Annotated in this window: 9 protein-coding genes; 8 read left to right on the top strand and 1 reads right to left on the bottom strand. The window is 61.4% G+C overall.

Annotation, left to right across the window (positions count from 1 at the left end):
* Positions 1–262: 262 nt before the first annotated feature.
* The 8 genes from H2170_06295 to sufS all read left to right on the top strand — a co-directional run bounded on the left by H2170_06295 (position 263) and on the right by sufS (position 14,689).
* Entirely contained in the window at positions 263–1,282 is a 1,020-nt protein-coding gene (locus H2170_06295; GenBank protein ID MCS6299697.1) for an ABC transporter ATP-binding protein, read from the top strand.
* Positions 1,279–2,040: an ABC transporter permease gene (locus H2170_06290; GenBank protein ID MCS6299696.1), complete on the top strand. Its 762-nt coding sequence runs from the start codon at positions 1,279–1,281 to the stop codon at positions 2,038–2,040. Before H2170_06295 ends, H2170_06290 begins: the two co-directional genes overlap by 4 nt.
* 2 nt (positions 2,041–2,042) lie before the next feature.
* The gene (locus tag H2170_06285) at positions 2,043–3,515 is read left to right on the top strand and encodes a GldG family protein (protein MCS6299695.1); all 1,473 of its coding nucleotides are present in this window, start codon (positions 2,043–2,045) and stop codon (positions 3,513–3,515) included.
* A gap of 18 nt (positions 3,516–3,533) precedes the next feature.
* Positions 3,534–5,663, top strand: a complete 2,130-nt coding sequence (locus H2170_06280) for a DUF4340 domain-containing protein (protein ID MCS6299694.1) — start codon at positions 3,534–3,536, stop codon at positions 5,661–5,663.
* A 2-nt stretch (positions 5,664–5,665) separates the two neighbouring features.
* Complete coding sequence (locus tag H2170_06275) at positions 5,666–8,533, top strand: AsmA-like C-terminal region-containing protein (GenBank protein MCS6299693.1); 2,868 nt, start codon at positions 5,666–5,668, stop codon at positions 8,531–8,533.
* A gap of 283 nt (positions 8,534–8,816) precedes the next feature.
* Positions 8,817–12,710, top strand: coding sequence for a response regulator (locus tag H2170_06270; protein MCS6299692.1), 3,894 nt, complete (start codon positions 8,817–8,819; stop codon positions 12,708–12,710).
* 135 nt (positions 12,711–12,845) lie between these two features.
* Positions 12,846–13,277: an SUF system NifU family Fe-S cluster assembly protein gene (locus H2170_06265; protein ID MCS6299691.1), complete on the top strand. Its 432-nt coding sequence runs from the start codon at positions 12,846–12,848 to the stop codon at positions 13,275–13,277.
* Positions 13,278–13,453: 176 nt separating this feature from the next.
* Complete coding sequence (gene sufS, locus H2170_06260; protein ID MCS6299690.1) at positions 13,454–14,689, top strand: SufS family cysteine desulfurase; 1,236 nt, start codon at positions 13,454–13,456, stop codon at positions 14,687–14,689.
* 697 nt (positions 14,690–15,386) lie between these two features.
* Here sufS and H2170_06255 read toward each other — a convergent pair.
* On the bottom strand, positions 15,387–16,880 hold the full coding sequence (locus H2170_06255; protein MCS6299689.1) for a hypothetical protein: 1,494 nt from the start codon (positions 16,878–16,880) through the stop codon (positions 15,387–15,389).
* Positions 16,881–17,156: the final 276 nt, after the last annotated feature.

The raw sequence follows: 17,156 nt of genomic DNA, 5'->3' as shown, positions 1-17,156 counted from the left end.
ACCAGCAATCCAGCAACAAACAACGGAATTTTTAACCGCTAATGAACGCTAAGATACGCTAATTCAGAAGCGCTGGATCACTGGTTTTCATTAGCGGCCATTAGCGTTCATTAGCGGTAAACCGGTTCGTTTGTATTTCTTTAATTGGGAAATGGTATCGAGATTGGTTTTGCCTTAAAAAAGCCCTCAACGACATATCGCTTAAACCTGCGATAAACCATCGCATTTGCTCCACCCACAGCCTTCACTGCCCCGCCCAACCATGTCCGCCGAAACTCCCGCCATCGAAGTCCGCGACCTCGTAAAAATCTACTCCGGCCATCCCGCCGTCAGTAAGATCAGTTTTAGCGTGGCCCGGGGCGAGATTCTGGGCTTCCTGGGGCCCAACGGTGCGGGCAAGAGCACGACGATGCGCATTCTCACCGGTTACCTGCCCGCGACCGCCGGCGAGGTTAACGTCTGCGGGGTGCCGGTGGCTTCGCGCGGCGACGAGGTTAAAAAGCTCATCGGCTACATGCCGGAGAATAACCCGCTGCCCGAGGATATGCGGGTGGCCGAGTACCTGCACTACCGGGGGCGCCTTAAGGAGATTTCGCGCCGCAAGCTCGGGCCGCGCATCGACGAGGTGCTGGAGTTGTGCGACCTCACGCGGGTGCGCCACCGCATCATCGGTAAACTGTCCAAGGGTTTTCGCCAGCGCGTGGGCATTGCCGATGCGATCCTCGCCGAGCCGCCGGTAATCATCATGGACGAGCCGACCATCGGGCTCGACCCGCACCAGATTTTGATCGTGCGCGACCTCATCGCGAGCCTGCGCGGGCGCATGACGGTGATCATTTCCTCGCACATTTTGCCCGAGATCGAGATGACCTGCGACCGGGTGTTGATTATCAATCAGGGCCGCGTCGTGGCAGCCGGTACACCGGCGGACTTGAGGCGGGAAGTTTTTGGGCAGGCGCGCTACGAATTGGTGGTGGCTGGCGAACTGGTTACAGCGTTGCCCAAGGCCCTCAGCGACGTTGATGCCACGCTCCAAATCGCTGAAAGCGGCGCGCCTGATGCGGCAGGATTTTGCAAGCTCATGCTCACCAGCACGCGCGACGAAGACCTCGGTGAAGCCGTGCTGGGTGCACTCGCTACGGACATGCGTTTCCGCGTGCGCTCGCTCAGCCGGATCCAGCCCACGCTGGAAGACGTGTTCCTCGCCGCCACCCGGCGCGGCTGGGAAAAAGTGGATGCACCGGCCGCCCTACCCACCAAGACTCAAAAAAGCACCCCATGAAGCACTTTACGACCATCCTCAGTCACGAGATCAGAATGTTGCTGGTGAGCCCCAGCACGTACATCGCCGCCGTGCTTTTTCTCACGGTGATGGGCTTTATCTTTTCCGGGGTACTGGAGAGCTACAGCGCCTCGGCACAGGAAACCTCCCCGGCCGCAGTTTTCTTTCAACTGTTCTGGCTGCCGGTGTTTTTTATGGTGCCACTGCTCACCATGAAATGCCTGGCGGAGGAGCGCCGGCTGGGCACGTTGGAAACGTTGCTTACGTCGCCGGTTTCCACGACCGAAGTCGTGCTCGGCAAGTATTTTGCCGCGTACTTTTTGTACCTGCTGCTGTGGGCATCGACCGGGGGCTTTTTTTATATTCTGCACCGCTTCGCCGGGGACGCGCGGTTTCTCGACAGCGGGCCGCTGGTCGGCGGTTATTTGTTCATTGCGGTGTCCGGGCTGCTTTACGTGGCGCTCGGGGTGTTTGCCAGTTCGCTCTCCCGCAACCAGGCGGTGGCCGGCATACTCTCTTTCACCCTGCTTTTTGCCATCATCATCGGGGTGCGTTTTGTGAGCACCGTGGAGGTGCTCAACCTTGAGTCGATGCACCCGCTGCGTGCCGCCATCGACTACACGATGGTCTTCCGTCACCTCGAAGACTTTACCCGAGGGGTGGTCGATACCCGCCAGATCCTCTTTTATGTGAGCGGCACCGTGCTCGCGCTGATTTTTAGCATCCTCGGCGTCGAAGCCAAACTCCTCCACAGCTGATCATGGCCAAGATAACCTCCTTCCGCACGGTCCGCTGGGTGCGCACCTTTAACCTGCTCGCGCAGGTCGTGCTTTTTGTGTCGTTGTTCGCCGGTCTCAACTACCTAGCCATTCACTACGGCTGGCGCTTTGACCTCACGACGAATCACCGCCACTCGCTCTCGCCGGAGACACGCGCGTACCTGAAAAACCTGACGGAGCCTGTGCGCGTTATCGTCACGCTCAATGCCGACAGTGACAACGAGCAGGTGAACCACGCGCACCGCGATGTGACGGGATTGCTGAGGGAGTACGGTTTCGCCACAGCGGGTAACGCCCGTGGCAAGGTCACCACCGAGTTTATCGACGTGTTCCAGCGGCGGCGCGAGGCGGAGCTGCTCGGGATCGACCAGCCCAACACCATTCTTGTGCTCTGCGGGGACCGGCGCCGGGTGGTGGGGCTCGACGAGCTTTACCGCGTGGAAAACCAGGAGAAAAAGGCGTTCCGAGGCGAACAGGCGTTCACTGCGGCGATCCTCGATGTCTCCAGCCCGACGAAGAAAAAAATCTATTTCCTCACCGGCCATGGCGAGATGGCCGTGGATGACGTGAGTCCGGCGCGCGGGCTGTCGGCGCTCGATGCGGAGCTGAAGGCGCGCAACTTCGCGGTCGATTCGCTGGATTTATCGCTGTCGCGCAAAATTCCAGACGACGCCGCCGTGCTGGTGATTGTTGGGCAGCAGGGGCGCTTTGATGCCGCCGAGCAGGAGTTGCTGCGCCAGTACCTCTCGAACCGAGCGGGGCGCATCCTGGCGTTGCTGGCACCCGGTTATCCGACCGGGCTGGACGACCTTTTCTTTGACTGGGGCGTGTTGGTGGACGATGTGGTGGTATTTGATTCAGGGACCTCCGCGCAGAGCGAGACGGGCGACCTGATCTTGCCCGCTTTGGAAAAAGACCACCCGATCACCAGCTCGCTGTTGAGTTATAAAATCCCCCTGCGCTTCGGGTTATCGCGCTCAGTGCGCCCCGATCCGGGCCGTACCCTCGACACCAATCTGGAGGTGAAGCCGCTGGTCGCCACCTCTGAGCAGGCGTGGGGCGAGCGTAACTACCGTGAGCGCGGCACGCCCAAGTACGACGTCGGCGTCGATATGCCGGGGCGCATCATGGTGGTCACTGCTTCCGAGCGCCGCACGGCCCGCAGTAACCTGCCGTTCACCGTTCCCGGTGGCCGGTTGGTCACCTTTGGCAGCGCGGACTGGATCGCCAACGGGCGACTCGGGGTGATCGGTAACCTCACGTTTTTCATGGCAGCGATCAACTGGACGACCGACCGCGACATCGACCTGAATGTACCGGCCCGGCCGATCGAGAAGTTCCAGCTCGCCCTGAGCCAGGAGCAGCTGCAGCGCCTGCGCTTCAGCCTTATTTTTATCCTGCCCGGCCTCGCTGCCACCCTCGGGATCGTCGTTTACATTACCCGTCGCAACTAACTTTTCGCCGACCTCCCCATGCGCACCAAAGTCACGCTTGTCCTGCTCCTCCTGAATGTCGCTTTGCTGGCGGTGATCATCTACGCCCGCCGCGAGTGGCAGGCGGAGCAAGAATCCGCCCGGTTCAGCAAACGCGTCCTCGGCAATGAGGCCATCGGCACGAACTCCCTGGAAATCACCTCGGAGGGCAAGACCCAGCGCATTCGGCTGGAACGCCCTAGCGACAACGCGCCGTGGGAGCTCAAGGACCCCATCAACTGGCCGGCCAACGATTTTGCCGTGCGGCGCATCATTCACGAACTCGAGTTCCTGGAAGCGGAGACGAGTTTCGCCGTCGAGGGATTGGCGGCCAACGGCCAGTCGTTGGCCGACTACGGGCTCAAGCCGTCGAAGCTGACGCTGACCTTCACGCGCCCGTCCGCCGTGCCTGGGGCGCCGGCGCTGTCCACGCGGCTGGAAATTGGCGACACCACGAAGGTGGGTAATCGCCTGTATGTGCTCTCGCCCGACGGCAAGAAGGTCCACGTGGTGGGGCGGAGTCTGGCGGAGAGTTTGGTCGTGGGCATGGAGGAGCTGCGAACCGACACGTTGTTTACGATCCCGGTTTTTGAAGTGCGCTCGCTGGGGATGCAGAATGCGGCGCCCGCCCCGCGGGTGCGCCTGCGCCGCGATGGGGCACAGTGGGCCTTTGAGGCACCGATTGTGACCCGCGCCAACAAGGCGCCCACCGAAGTGGTGATTAGCGGACTGAACCGGCTGCGCGCGGTTGATTTCCTGGCGGCTGCGCCCGTGTCGGAGAGCGGTTTGGACAAGCCGGTGATGCGGGTGACGGTGGAGGGCAACAGCCGCCGCGAAACCTTGCTGGTGGGGCGTGTTTATCCGGTTAAAATCGCCGTGAAAAAGGACGACGCAAAGAAGGATCCGGCGCCCGCCACCGCGTACTACGCGCGGATGGAGGATCGCACCCAAGTCTTCGTGACCACGATTCCGGACAGCCTGTTTGAAACCCTGCGCCGCGCCCAAGAGACCCTGCGCGAGCCGCGTATTCTGGACTTTGACCCGAGCTTGGTGACCACCGTAACCCTTGGCGCGCCTGGCCAGCGTGAGCCGCTGGTGCTGCGTCGCAACGACACCACCGGTTGGCAGATCGTGTCCGCTGCTGGCGGCCCAGCCCTCGCGGCCGACACCACGCTGATTACCCACCTGCTCCAGCGCCTTGCGCTGCTCACGGTGGCCTCCCCGGTGCCGGGTGAGTCGGGTTACCTGCGCGATGCGCCGTCGGATGCCGAGATCGAGAATTTCGGGTTTAACCTGCCCCAGCGTGAAATCACGCTGACCCTGGCGCCTGTCGCCGCCGCCAATGGCGGGCTGGCTGCGCCTCGTCGACTGACGGTGCAAATCGGGGTGAGCAGCCAGCAGGGCGGCACCTTGCAGGCGCGCGTATTGGGGCAATCGTTTATCTACGCAGTGGCCGCTGATACGCTTAACGGCCTGCCGGTCGCGCCGTTGTTTTACCGTGACCGCACGGTTCGCACCCTTCCCGAGGGCGCCCGCATCACCGGGCTCAAACTCGTGGCCAACGCCTCACCCGAGCAGCCGCTCGTCAACCTGAGCCTGGCCGAAGGACAGACGTGGGAGGCCGCACTCGCTGCCGAACCTGAGGCGCGCCGTGCCGCCCTGAAGACCGTGATGGAAGGGCTGACGACCCTGCGCGCCAAACAATTCGTGAGTGATGCGTTCACGCCGACCACGCTCGTCGATGGACAGCCCACACCTTGGAAATACGCGCTGGAGGCCACACTCGCGCTTGGCGGTGCGACCGATGCGCCGCAAAAAAGCGTCACCACACTCCAGATCGCCGAACGCTCGGGCGGTGGCGCCCAGTTGGCCGGATCGGCTGAATTTGGGGTGGTCTTTTCCGTCGAGCAAACCCTGCTCGATGCCCTGTGGCTGCTGACCTACGGCGCACGTGATCCCGGCCCGCCTGCGGCGCCTTTGGTTCCTGTCGTCCCTGCGGCCCCAGCCGCCACAACGGCGCCTGTGGTTCCAGCAGACCCTTCAGTTCCTGCGGCGCCCGCCGTTCCTGCAGCCACGGAAGCCCCTGTGGTGCCTGCTTCAGTCCCCGTGGTCCCCGTCGCCGCTCCTTAAGTATGGCATTTCGGCAGGCATGGAAAGTGAGCTGGTGGGTGACTCGCCTCGGGGCCCGCGCGGTCCTTTGGGCGGGTTGGCTGCTGCTGCTCAGCGTCCTTGCCGCGCAGCTGTATGTGTTGTCCTCGCGGCACATCTTGCTGCCCGAGTCTGCCCGGCATGCCATCGAAACGCGGCTGGCCGAGCACGGGCTGAGGGTGAAGCTGGGCCTGGTTCGCATCGATTTTTCCGGTGATGTTCGCTGCGAGGATGTACGCGTTGGGCCCATTTCGATGGAGGACCCCTTGGTTACGGCCGGTTCGGTTTATACCAACATCGATCTTTGGAGTCTGCTCGTCGGTGAGCTGAGTCTGAGTGAGGTGCGGGTCAGTGGGATGGATCTGCATTTACCCGGGATGCAATCGCTGTCGGGAGTGGACGAAGTGATGGTGGGTGACGTGGACCTGGAGCTACACCGGTCTGGACGCGAAATCGTTTTGTCGCACCTGGCTGGTTACATTCGCCAAGTCCCGGTGCAAGTTTACGGGCGGTTTCCGACTCCGCGCGGGCAGGAGGGGGCGCAGCGTGCGAGCCTCCAGGAGCAGGTTAAAACCTTTAGCGCGGCGTGGCTGGGAGTTGCCCGGCAGATTCAGGCCGCCGACAGCTGGCTGGGGGCCTTTGATACCCCGCGCGTGGACATTAAACTCACGGCGATGGGCAATGCGGGGGCGCAGGCGAAGGTGGAGTTCCGCGCAGTAGGGATCGATCTGGGTAAATTGCCAGGCGGGGCGACCGGTTTTCTGTTCGGGGTACGCGCCGACAGCACGCTGCCGCTAAGCGAACTGGGCCGAGTGCCCTTGGACATCGAAGGTGCGGTTGCGTCGCTGCAACTGCCGAAGGAAATCACGGCGCAGGGGCTGGCGTTCCGGCTCAGTGGGGCGCCCGGCGGGGCGTATGGATTTGCGCCGAGCCTGCTGGAAATGGAGTTCGCCTCGTTGCGGTGGCGCGAGATCGAAATCGGGCCGCTTGCCAGTACGGCCAGCCAACCCGAGGACGGCCGTTTTGCGGTCGACGTTTCCCTGACGCTGGCGGGCGCGCCCTGGCGGGTACAAGGCACGGTGGAGCCCAAAACCGGGACGGCCGAGGTGGCGCTGGATGGCTTCGTCGATGCGGCCACGCTCACCTTCGCGGGGCGCCAGATCGGGCGAGAGTTGGGGAATTTGCTCATCCCCGCGCAGCCGGCCCCGCTGCATGTAAAGGCATCGTTCGCGCCGGGCTGGAAACTCGCGCAGGCGCAGGGGAGCTTGCACAGTGGGCACGTGTTGGTGGGCGGGGTGCCGCTCGCTGAGACGGGCGCGGAGTTCACCTACGACGGCAAGCGGGTTTTCTGCGACAATCTGGTGCTGCGGCTGGGCGATAGTTTGGCTCACGGCAGCTATGAGATGGACGCACAGACGTTGGACTTTCGCTTCTTGCTCACCGGTGGGCTGCGGCCGATGGGCATCGATAAGTGGTTTCATAGTTGGTGGAGCGATTTCTGGAGCACGTTTACCTTTAATGCCTCCTTGCCCGTGGCTGATGTGGATGTGCTGGGGCGCTGGGGCGATCTGACGGCGACACAGGTTTTTGTTCAGGCGGACTGCGCCGATACCGGGCTAAAGGGCGTGACTTTCGAGCGCGTGCGTACGCGGCTGTACCTGAGGCCGCACTGGTTCGACATCCGCCACTTCGACGTCACCCGTGCGGGTCACGGGGCGCAAGGGTGGCTCTCGCGCACGCTCAATCTTGATAAAAACACGTGGACGACGATGGAGTTCGAGGTCGATTCCACGCTGCCGTTGGAGACGATTGGGGAGTTGTTTAAGCAGGAGTCCGCTGAGTTGCTCGCGCCCTATGCCTTCACGGTGCCACCGCAGTTGAAATTAAGCGGCCGGGTCGACAGCGCGGCTGCGGTGGGCGGCAAACATGAGCACATCGACATCGATTTGAGTTCGACCGGGGCGATGACCTACCACGGTTTCCCGCTGGCCGACCTGAAGGTCAAAGCGCTCTTGCGCGACGAACGCATTGAGTTGCCCGAGCTGGCGGTGGTTTTCGCCCGGGGCGGTGCCAAAGGCACGGCGCTCGTGCAGGGGCCGGCGGACGCGCGCCGGTTGTCGTTTAATATCGCTCTGGCCGACGCCAATCTTGGCGCCGCGATGCAGGCGGTGGCGCAGTTGCAGCCGAATACTGCCGCGGTCCCCGCGGTGAGCGAATCCGGCAAGGCCGCGCGGGCCCGGCAGACGCTTTATGACCAGGGGAAACTGGATCTCACGCTCGCGGCGGAGGGCATGTACACGGACTTTTTTAGTTTTAACGGCAACGGACGCGCGGTGATCCATGGCTCGGAACTGGGGCAGTTGAATTTGTTCGGGCCGCTGTCCGAGGCCTTGAGTGGGACCTTGATTAATTTAGGGAGCTTTTCGCTCAACCGGGTCGAGGCGCCCTTCGCGCTGCAGGGAGAGCGGTTGCGGTTCGACGAGCTGCGTATCACCGGGCCGAGCGCGTTGATCCAGGCCAAGGGTTTTTATCGGTTGCGGGACGGCACGCTGGATTTCACGACGAAGGTTTTCCCGTTCGACGAAAATTCGTCGGTGGTGGGCAATGCTGTTGGCTTTGTGCTGACGCCCTTCTCGCGGGCGTTGGAGGTGAAGCTGACTGGCATGTTGAACAGCCCGTCGTGGATCTTTGCCTACGGCCCCAGTCGCCTGCTCAATTCGCTGATCGGCGGCGAAAAAAACAATGCTTCTCCGAGTGTCTCCACCGCACCGCCAAGCCCGCCCAGCACGCCCAGCACGCCCAGCACGCCGCCAAACGTAGACACTGCGACGCCAAATGCCCTTAGGCAGTAATATTTAAAGTGTCGGATCAACAATCCAAGGCAGTTTGGCCGCGAAAGAACGCAAGGAGCGCAAAGAACAACCCCTGTATTTCTATGCGTTCTCTGCGATCTTTCGCGGCTAAAAGGATCGAAGTATTCCGTTGTTTTTGCAGTACCTCAGAGTTCAATCCGACAATTTTCATGTTACTGCCCCCTAGGCGTGCCATCGTTAAGCTGGAATTCATCATGGAAATGCATCTGATTTCAGGCTGTGGCGCATTCCGGTCGGGAGGGCAGGGGAGTGCCCTAACGCGATGATTCATCCCTTTAACACGAGTCCTTCGGCCTCATTGATCCGGCGTCTGGTGCTCGGCCTGGCGGGGCTCGCCGTGGCCTTGGCAGCGGGGGTGCTGTTTCTCGGGGGCGACCCCTTTGGCTCCGGAGACATTCGCAGCATCGAGACGGTGCCGGTCGTCTTGGGGCTGGGGGTGTTGGGGTGTGTCTTGATCGCCATCGAGCAGGGGTATCGCAATGCGGCGTGGTTGGCGCTGGGGCCTGCGCTGCTGGGTTTGGTTTCATTGGTTGAAAATGAGTTGGGGCAGGTTTCCGGGCTGGAGGCGTGGATCACCTCGGCGCTGACAGGCGAGAGCGTGCGCGCCGTCGGGCACATGCCGCTGGTCGCCGCCATTACCCTTATTTTGATCGGGGGTTTGTTGCCGTGGCTGGTCAGCAATTATAGCGAAATGCGGCGACTGCTCGCCCTGGCCATCGGCGGTTCGCTCTTGGGCGCAATCGGCATCACCACGCTGATCGGTTATTCGCTGAATTTTTCGGTGGGCTATCGCTGGGGCTCGAGCCTCAATCTGCCACCGGTGGTGGCGGTGATCATGTTGTTGAGTGGCTGCGCGGGGCTGCTGCTCGCGTGGGCCGAGCATAGTCAGCGCAAGGTCGCCCCGCCTGCCTGGTTGCCCGTTCCGGTGATTATCACCTGTGCGATGTTCACGGTTATTCTATGGGCGGGACTGCGTGAGCGGGAAACCGCGTATCTGGGGGCCAATGCCCAGCTCGCCATCAACAGCCTCGCGGGCACGATCAATGCCGAGTTTGAGCGCCACGCCGGCAGTCTGGAGCGTATGGCCCGGCGTTGGACTGCGGATACGGCTGACGGGTTATGGGAAGCCGATGCGGTCACCTGGTTGGGCGAGGCACCCGGGGCGCTTTCCTTGGCGCGAGTCGCGCCCACGGGAGCGACGGTCTGGTATTATCCACGCGCGGGCAACGAGCACCTCATCGCGTTCAACCAGTTTGTGGTGTACGAGCGGCGTGCAACCCTCAACAAAGTGTCTCTGAGCGGGGGCCCAATGGCGACGGGCACGTTGGCCATCGACGGCCACGGCCCTGGTTTCGTTATGTACGCGCCCATTTATCGCTCGAGCATGCTGGTCGGCTACATCGCAGCCGAGTTTACCTACCAACGCTTTTTCGAGGAGCTCAACCAGCGCCTGCAGTTAAGTACGCAGCACCGGTGTGCGGTTTATCTGGGCGACGACCGTCTTTACGCCTCCGCTAAACTTGGTGCGCCCAGCACCGATGGTCAGCTCTCGTTGGAGTCCGTGTTTACCGTGCAGAACCGGCGGCTGCGCATCGCCATGGAGCCCAACGAGGAATCGGTGCGAAAAAATCGCCGCTACCTGCCCGAGTTATCCCTCTTCGCTGGCATGGGTATCACCCTGTTGCTCGGTTTGAGTATCCACTTGGCGCGCACGGCGCGGGCCGGCTTGGTGGCCGCCGAAACCAGCAACCAACTCCTTCGTTCCGAAAACGATGAACGGCGCCGGGTCGAGGCGATGTTGAAGGTGTCCGATGAGCGTTTGCGTCTCACCCTGGATGCAACCGTCGTGGGTATCTTCGAGTGGGACTGCCGCTTGAACACCCTTCATTTCAGTAGAAGCGTATGGGCGATGCTCGGCCAATTGACCGGCAATGAGTACACCACCCCGGCGGCGTGGCAGGCGCTGATTCATGCCGAGGATTTGGCTGGCTATGAGGCCACGCTGCAGACGCAGCTCAACGGCTTGAACGCCTTTATTGACCCCGTGTATCGGGTGCGCACCGACACCGGGGTGTGGCGCTGGCTCTACATGCGCTCCAAGATCGTGGCCTATTCCACCTCGGGCGAACCGGATCGTATCGTCGGAACCCTGCAGGACGTGACCTTCCGGCGCGAAGCCGAGCAGGCCTTGCTCGCGAGCCAGGCCGCCGCGCGCAAACTCTCGCTGGTCGCCAGTCGCACGGACAATCCCGTGTTTATCATCAAACCCGATGGCCTCATCGAGTGGGTCAACGACTCCTTTGAGCGGGTCACGGAGTTCAGTTTTGCGGAAGTTGTCGGCCGCAACCCGGTGGGCTTTACCGCGGGGCCGGAAACCTGTGCGCACACGCTGCGGCGCATTCGCTGCGCACTCGGACGCGGCCAGGGTGTTTCCACCGACATCGTTATTTATTCCAAGTCGGGGCGGAAGTACCACGTGCAAATCGAGATTCAGCCCATCCGCAACCAGAGCGGGGTGCTGGAAAACTTCATCGCGATTGCCTCCGACATCACCGTGCGCGTTGAAACTGAAAACGCGCTACGCCGAGCCAAAACCGAGGCCGATTCCGCCTCGCGGGCCAAGAGCGAGTTCCTCGCCTCGATGTCGCACGAGATCCGCACGCCGATGAATGGCGTCATTGGCATGACCAGTCTGCTGCTGGACACGCCGCTCAACCCGGAGCAACGCGACTCGGTTAACACGATTCGCACCAGCGGCGAGGCCCTGCTGTCCATTATCAACGACCTGCTGGATTTCTCCAAAATTGAGTCGGGTAAACTGGAGCTCGACCAGGATGCCTTTGAGATCGGGACCTGTGTGGAGGAAACGCTCGATCTGTTCTCCGGCCAAGCCGCGGACCGCCGCCTTGAAGTGGCTTCGTACATCGATCCTGCGGTGCCGCAGATGGTTATCGGTGACGTGAACCGGATCCGGCAGATTCTCTCCAACCTGATCAACAACGCAGTCAAGTTTACCCCCTCGGGAAGCATTAACGTCACGGTGGGCTTGGCCGAAGCGGACGTTGCCCAGCCGCCGCTGTGCGCCAACCACCTGCGCCTTGCGATCGCGGTGCGTGATAGCGGAATTGGCATTTCCGCCGAGGGCATTGACCGGCTGTTTAAGCCGTTCTCGCAGGTCGATTCCTCGACCACCCGCAAGTATGGTGGCACCGGCCTGGGGTTGGCGATTTGCCAGCGTCTTTGCCTGCTCATGGGTGGGCGCATCGGCGTCACCAGTGAGCTCAATAAAGGTTCTACGTTCACCTTCACGGTTCAAGTCGAGCCGGTGGTGGGCGGTTTTTCAGCTCCCAGCCTGCCGCCGGAATTGGCCTCGGGGCCGGTCCTGTGCGTCGACGACAACCCGGTTAACCTCGCCCGCTTGAGCGCCTTTTTCCGCTCGCATGGAGTGGCTGTTTTGCCTGCGGCCAACGCGCAAGTCGCCGCCGCCTTACTCAAAGAATGCAGCCCGGTGGCGGCCGTACTCGATTTGGAACTGCCCGAAATTGCCGGTACGCCGCCGCTGCATGAAGCCCTGGTGGGCGGCGGAATTCCGCTTGTTGGCCTGCTCATCAGCAGCTGCGTGGCTGCTCCAAGCTGGACGGCGCAGGCGCGCTTCGCCGCCGTGTCCCGGCCGCTGCGCAACTTCGCGCTGAACCGGGCGCTACACGCGCTCTTCCCGTCGAGTACCTCCGTGCCGACCTTTAGCCTGTCCTCGCAGGAACCCCTGCTTGCCGCCCAAATTCCGCTGCGTGTGCTGCTCGTCGAGGACAACCTCGTTAACCAGCGCGTCGCGCTCCGCCTGCTCGATCGCCTGGGTTACCAGGCCGACGCTGTCGCCAACGGGCTTGAGGCGGTCGCAGCCGTCGCTCGGCACCCCTACCAGCTTGTGTTCATGGATCTGCAAATGCCCGAGATGGACGGCTTCGATGCGGCGCGGATTATCCGCAAAAAAGAGTCAGCCCACCCGCAGCCGTGCATCATCGCGCTGACCGCCAACGCGCTGCAGTCCGACCGCGACGCGTGCCTAGCTGCTGGCATGAACGACTTCATCACTAAACCCATCAAGCTGGGCGATGTTGACGAGGTGATCCGGCGTAATTTCTCCGGCGCGAGCTAATTAGGTTGGGCTAACCGGCGTGGGTTTTGGGCCGATTGTGCGAGGTCGGGCAAGTGGGTTTGGGCCCTAGTAAAAAACCCACCCCAGATTGTGCTTCAATGGAGCGGGAAGCTGGGTTACTGGTTGCGCCCTCCCATGTCCGACCTCAGCGACCTTTATCAATCGGTGATCCTTGACCACAACAAGCGCCCCCGCAACCGGGGCAAGCCGCCCACCGCCAACCGGGTGGCCACCGGAGACAATCCGAGTTGCGGCGACAACTGCACGGTTTACCTGCACCTCGACCCCAGTAGCCGGATCGATGCGATTGGTTTTGAGGGCTCGGGATGCGCCATTTCGCAGGCCAGCACCTCGCTGATGACCACCCTAGTCAAAGGCAAAACGCCCGCCGAAGCCGAGGCGCTTTTTAACGATTTTAAATCCATCGTCACCACCGGCCAAGCGCCCGAAGAGATCAGTGATCTGGCGGCCTTCGCCGGCGTGCATGCCTTCCCGGCGCGTATTAAATGCGCCACCCTCGGCTGGCACGCCACGCTCGAAGCCCTCAAGCAGCCCGCCTCCGCATAAACTCTTACTCGTTCTCTTAATCTTTCTCTTTCTCGTTATCCTAAACTTTCTCATTCCGAAATCTCAGGGCAGAGCGAGCGCTTTGGATCAACAGGAACGAGTAGGAGTAAGAGTAGGAGAACGAGAACGATTAATCTTTTCCGTAACGCCCGCCGTCGAATTGACCCCTCACCGCCATGTCCCTCTCGCCCGACCTTCGTCTCGATTTCCCAGCGCTTGATCAACTCGTTGGCGGCAAGCCCCTCGTTTATCTCGATAACGGTGCCACCACCCACAAGCCGCGTAGCGTGATCACCGCGATGTCGCGCTTTTACGAACGCGACAACTCGAACGTTCACCGCGGTCTTCACGCCCTGTCCATGCGCGCCACCGATGGCTTTGAGGGCGCCCGCGCGCGTGCGGCACGCTTCATCAACGCGGCCCACGCCGCCGAGATCGTGTTTACGCGCGGCACCACCGAGTCGGTCAACCTGGTCGCTCATTCCTGGGGTAACGCCAATCTGCGCGCCGGCGATGTTATCCTGACAACCGAAATGGAGCACCACTCCAACCTCGTGCCGTGGCAGGAACTGGCCCGTCGCACCGGTGCGACCCTGCGCTACGTTCCGGTCATCGGGGCGGACGGCGAGCACGGGCTCGACCTGGATGCACTCGACCGGTTGCTCACCCCGCAGGTGAAGCTCTTCGCCTTCACCCACCTGTCCAACACCTTGGGCGTGCTCAACGATGCCGCCGCGCTCTGCGCCAAAGCCCGCGCGGTCGGTGCGCTGACGCTGATCGACGCCGCGCAATCCATCGGCCACGAACCCATCGACGTGCAGGCACTTGGCTGCGATTTTCTAGCCTTCAGCGGGCACAAAATGGCCGGCCCCACGGGCATCGGTGTGTTGTATGGCAAGCGGGCGCTGCTGGACGCTATGCCGCCTTACCAGACCGGCGGCGGCATGGTGGTGTCGGTGACTTACGAAGGCGCGACCTGGAAGCCGTCCCCGGAGCGGTTTGAGGCGGGCACGCCCAATATCGCCGATGCGATCGGGCTGAGCGCGGCGTTTGACTACCTCGACGCCCTTGGGCGGCCGGCGATCAGTGCGCACGACCATGCGCTTGCGCAACATGCCTGTGCGGCCCTGAGCGAGTTGCCAGGCATTCGGGTTCTCGGCCCCAAGCCGGGGCAGCCGCGCGGCGGTTTGGTGAGCTTCGCCTTTGCCGAAGCGCACGCCCACGACGTGGTGACCTTTGCCGACCAAGACGGCATCGCCCTGCGTGGTGGCCACCACTGCAACCAGCCGCTGATGCGCAAGTTCGGGCTGCCCAGCACCACGCGCGCGAGTTTTTACGTGTACAACACCGAGGCCGAGATCGAGCTGCTGGTGAAATCGATGCGCCGCATTCTGAAGTTCTTCGCCGGTTAAGCCTTTGAAAAGTAGCGCAGACTTCCAGTCTGTTCCGGTTTGCCGCGCCGGGATTGAAACACAGCAGACTGGAAGTCTGCTCCTGGAGTTTGGCCCCTGACTAGTCGAACGCAGATCAGCCGAATCCTTGAGCTCACGCTCAAGGCCACACTCTTCGCGAACACACTCCTTGTGGCCTTGAGCGTGAGCTCAAGGATTCGGCGCACCGCAGCCAGAAAAAACACCTCGTGCTCACGCACGAAGCCACACCGAGCCAAAGCCACCCAGGCAAAGGCACACTCCAGGCCGCACCCGCCCGAACGTGGCCTTGAGCGTGAGCTCAAGGTCTGGAGTTTGGCCGTTTAACTCGTGCCAAGAACCACACAGGTGCTGCGCATCATGTATGGCGATCTGAGCTGATCACTCCGGAGAGTTTCGCAGACTTCGCAACAGCCACCCGCACGTCAACGAACGCATCGAAACCCATGCCGTTGCTACATGCGGTACGCTTCTACCTTAGAGCCTGTCCCAAATTTCCGGATTTTTAAAAAGTGCGCAGAGGTCCATTGGGATTGCGGGCGAACGAGGTGGCACGAATCACCCCAGCGACGTTAAACGGCGGCCCGAATCGATTTTTCCCGCCCCCAAGCGCGGTAGTAAGGTACGGCAAAGCCGGGGCGAGCCCCAGGGTTATTCACATTTTTGCCGGAAAATTGAATTAAGCGGCCAGCGGAAGTGTTATTTCCTCGGCAAGGATTCGTGACACCAGCCAGAGGTTGTGACCGAGTACACTCCAACCCACCGAACGGTAGCGGTTGGCAAACCCTTTACAGCGCAAGCGTCCGCCGAGGCGTTGTTTGAGGATCGCAATGCGCGCTTCGGTCGCCGAACGGCGCCGCTGCAATTGGGCGAAGCGTTTTTCGCTCAAACGCTCCTTGAGCGCGTGCGGATCACGCGGGCATACCGCATCGTAAACGTCTTGTTGCTTGAGCATTGCGGAAGTTTTTTTGGTGGCGAAGCCGCGGTCGGTGCCGACCGCGCTAATCGGCGCACTCAGGTCAAAGCGGTTCTGCCGCGCCAGGCTTTCCTCGAGTTGGCACCATTCTGCCGGAGCCGCGCCCTGGTAGAGTTGCCAGTCGGTGATTAAACCGGAGAGCGCCTCGCTCAACAGCAACGAGTTGCCAAACTCGACTTGGCTCCCTGCTTTGCCGCGAACCAGTACGTTCACATCAAGTTCATGCACGCTGAGGATCTTTTGGTCGTTGGGCACCGGGCGTCCGCCGATGATGCGCTCGTGGGCCTGCTTGATGACGGCGGGCAGTTGGCCGAGCATAGCGTCGATGCGGGTGGTTATCCGCTTGGTTTGGCGTTGGCTGTAATGGGTTTGGCTATACTTCTGCGCCAACAGGTCGCGGTGGCGGCGGGCATGTTCTCCGATCGTGCGTAACAGCGTCTTCATCTTGCGCAGGATCTGTTTACGCGCGCGCTTGGCGTCGTTGCGGCGGCCTGCGTGGGTCATTGACATGCACAACTTGTTCATCTGCTTGGCAAAGCACTCCGGCTCTTCAGGCATACGGTGGAGCAGTCCAGCGCGGCGGATTAAAATCATGGCCTTGAGCAAAGTCTTGGACACATCACGCAACAGCACCCAGTCCACCGGGAAGTGGATGTTGGTCTCCAAGCACGTGCCGTCGATGAGGCAAACATCCATGTCCAGCGGCGCGCTCAACCCGAGTTCAGTGGCGCGATCCTTCTCGCCGCACATCTCCACCAACACTTGCCCCATCCAGCGCACCTGTTCGGCGGTGAAAAACTTCGAGGCCCGCTCCAGCACACTTTTGGACGCCCCCTTGATTCCCTCAAGCGTGCGAACACCGCAAAAATCCGCCAGTAAATCACTTGAGGCAATGCTACGGGAAAGCTCGCGAAAGGATATGTTGCCCAAATGCACCCGCAACACTTCAAAGCGTAACGCTTTGAGCGCAAACTCCATACGCTGGCGTAGTTGTGCGACACTGGCTTGGCCTGCCCCCGCCTTGGCAAAGTCCATCGCCATCGTCTCCAAGTGGCTGCCACGCAACAACGCGTCGAGTCCTTCCAATTGCTGGCGAAACTCGGCGTAATCTTTATTGGCACCGACTGGCGTTAGCGCCGGACGCAACCAGCGTTGCAGGGCAATGGCCGAGGTGGCGGATACGGGTTTTGACTTCATGGCCGATTATAGCGGCTTTTTTTTGACCAAAACCAGGGAATTACCCCTCTTTAGGCATCATTAAACTTATGCTAATAGTTCACTGCTAGGTTTTTATGCTTTCGGGACAGGCTCTGCCTTAGCTGGGGGGACGGATCTCAACTCGTTTTGGGGCCAAACTCCAGCAGCAGACTGGAAGTCTGCGCTACTTCATGCGGCTAAGCCTCGGACGTAATAAGCCATAACCACAGCTCTACGTTAATAACCGCTAGGTTGTTAATAGAGTGTTCTCCTAGG

Source organism: Opitutus sp. (assembly GCA_024998815.1).
GTDB lineage: Bacteria > Verrucomicrobiota > Verrucomicrobiia > Opitutales > Opitutaceae > Rariglobus.
The sequence above is the reverse complement of the archived record's forward strand: the minus strand, read 5'-3'. Positions and strand labels throughout refer to the sequence as shown.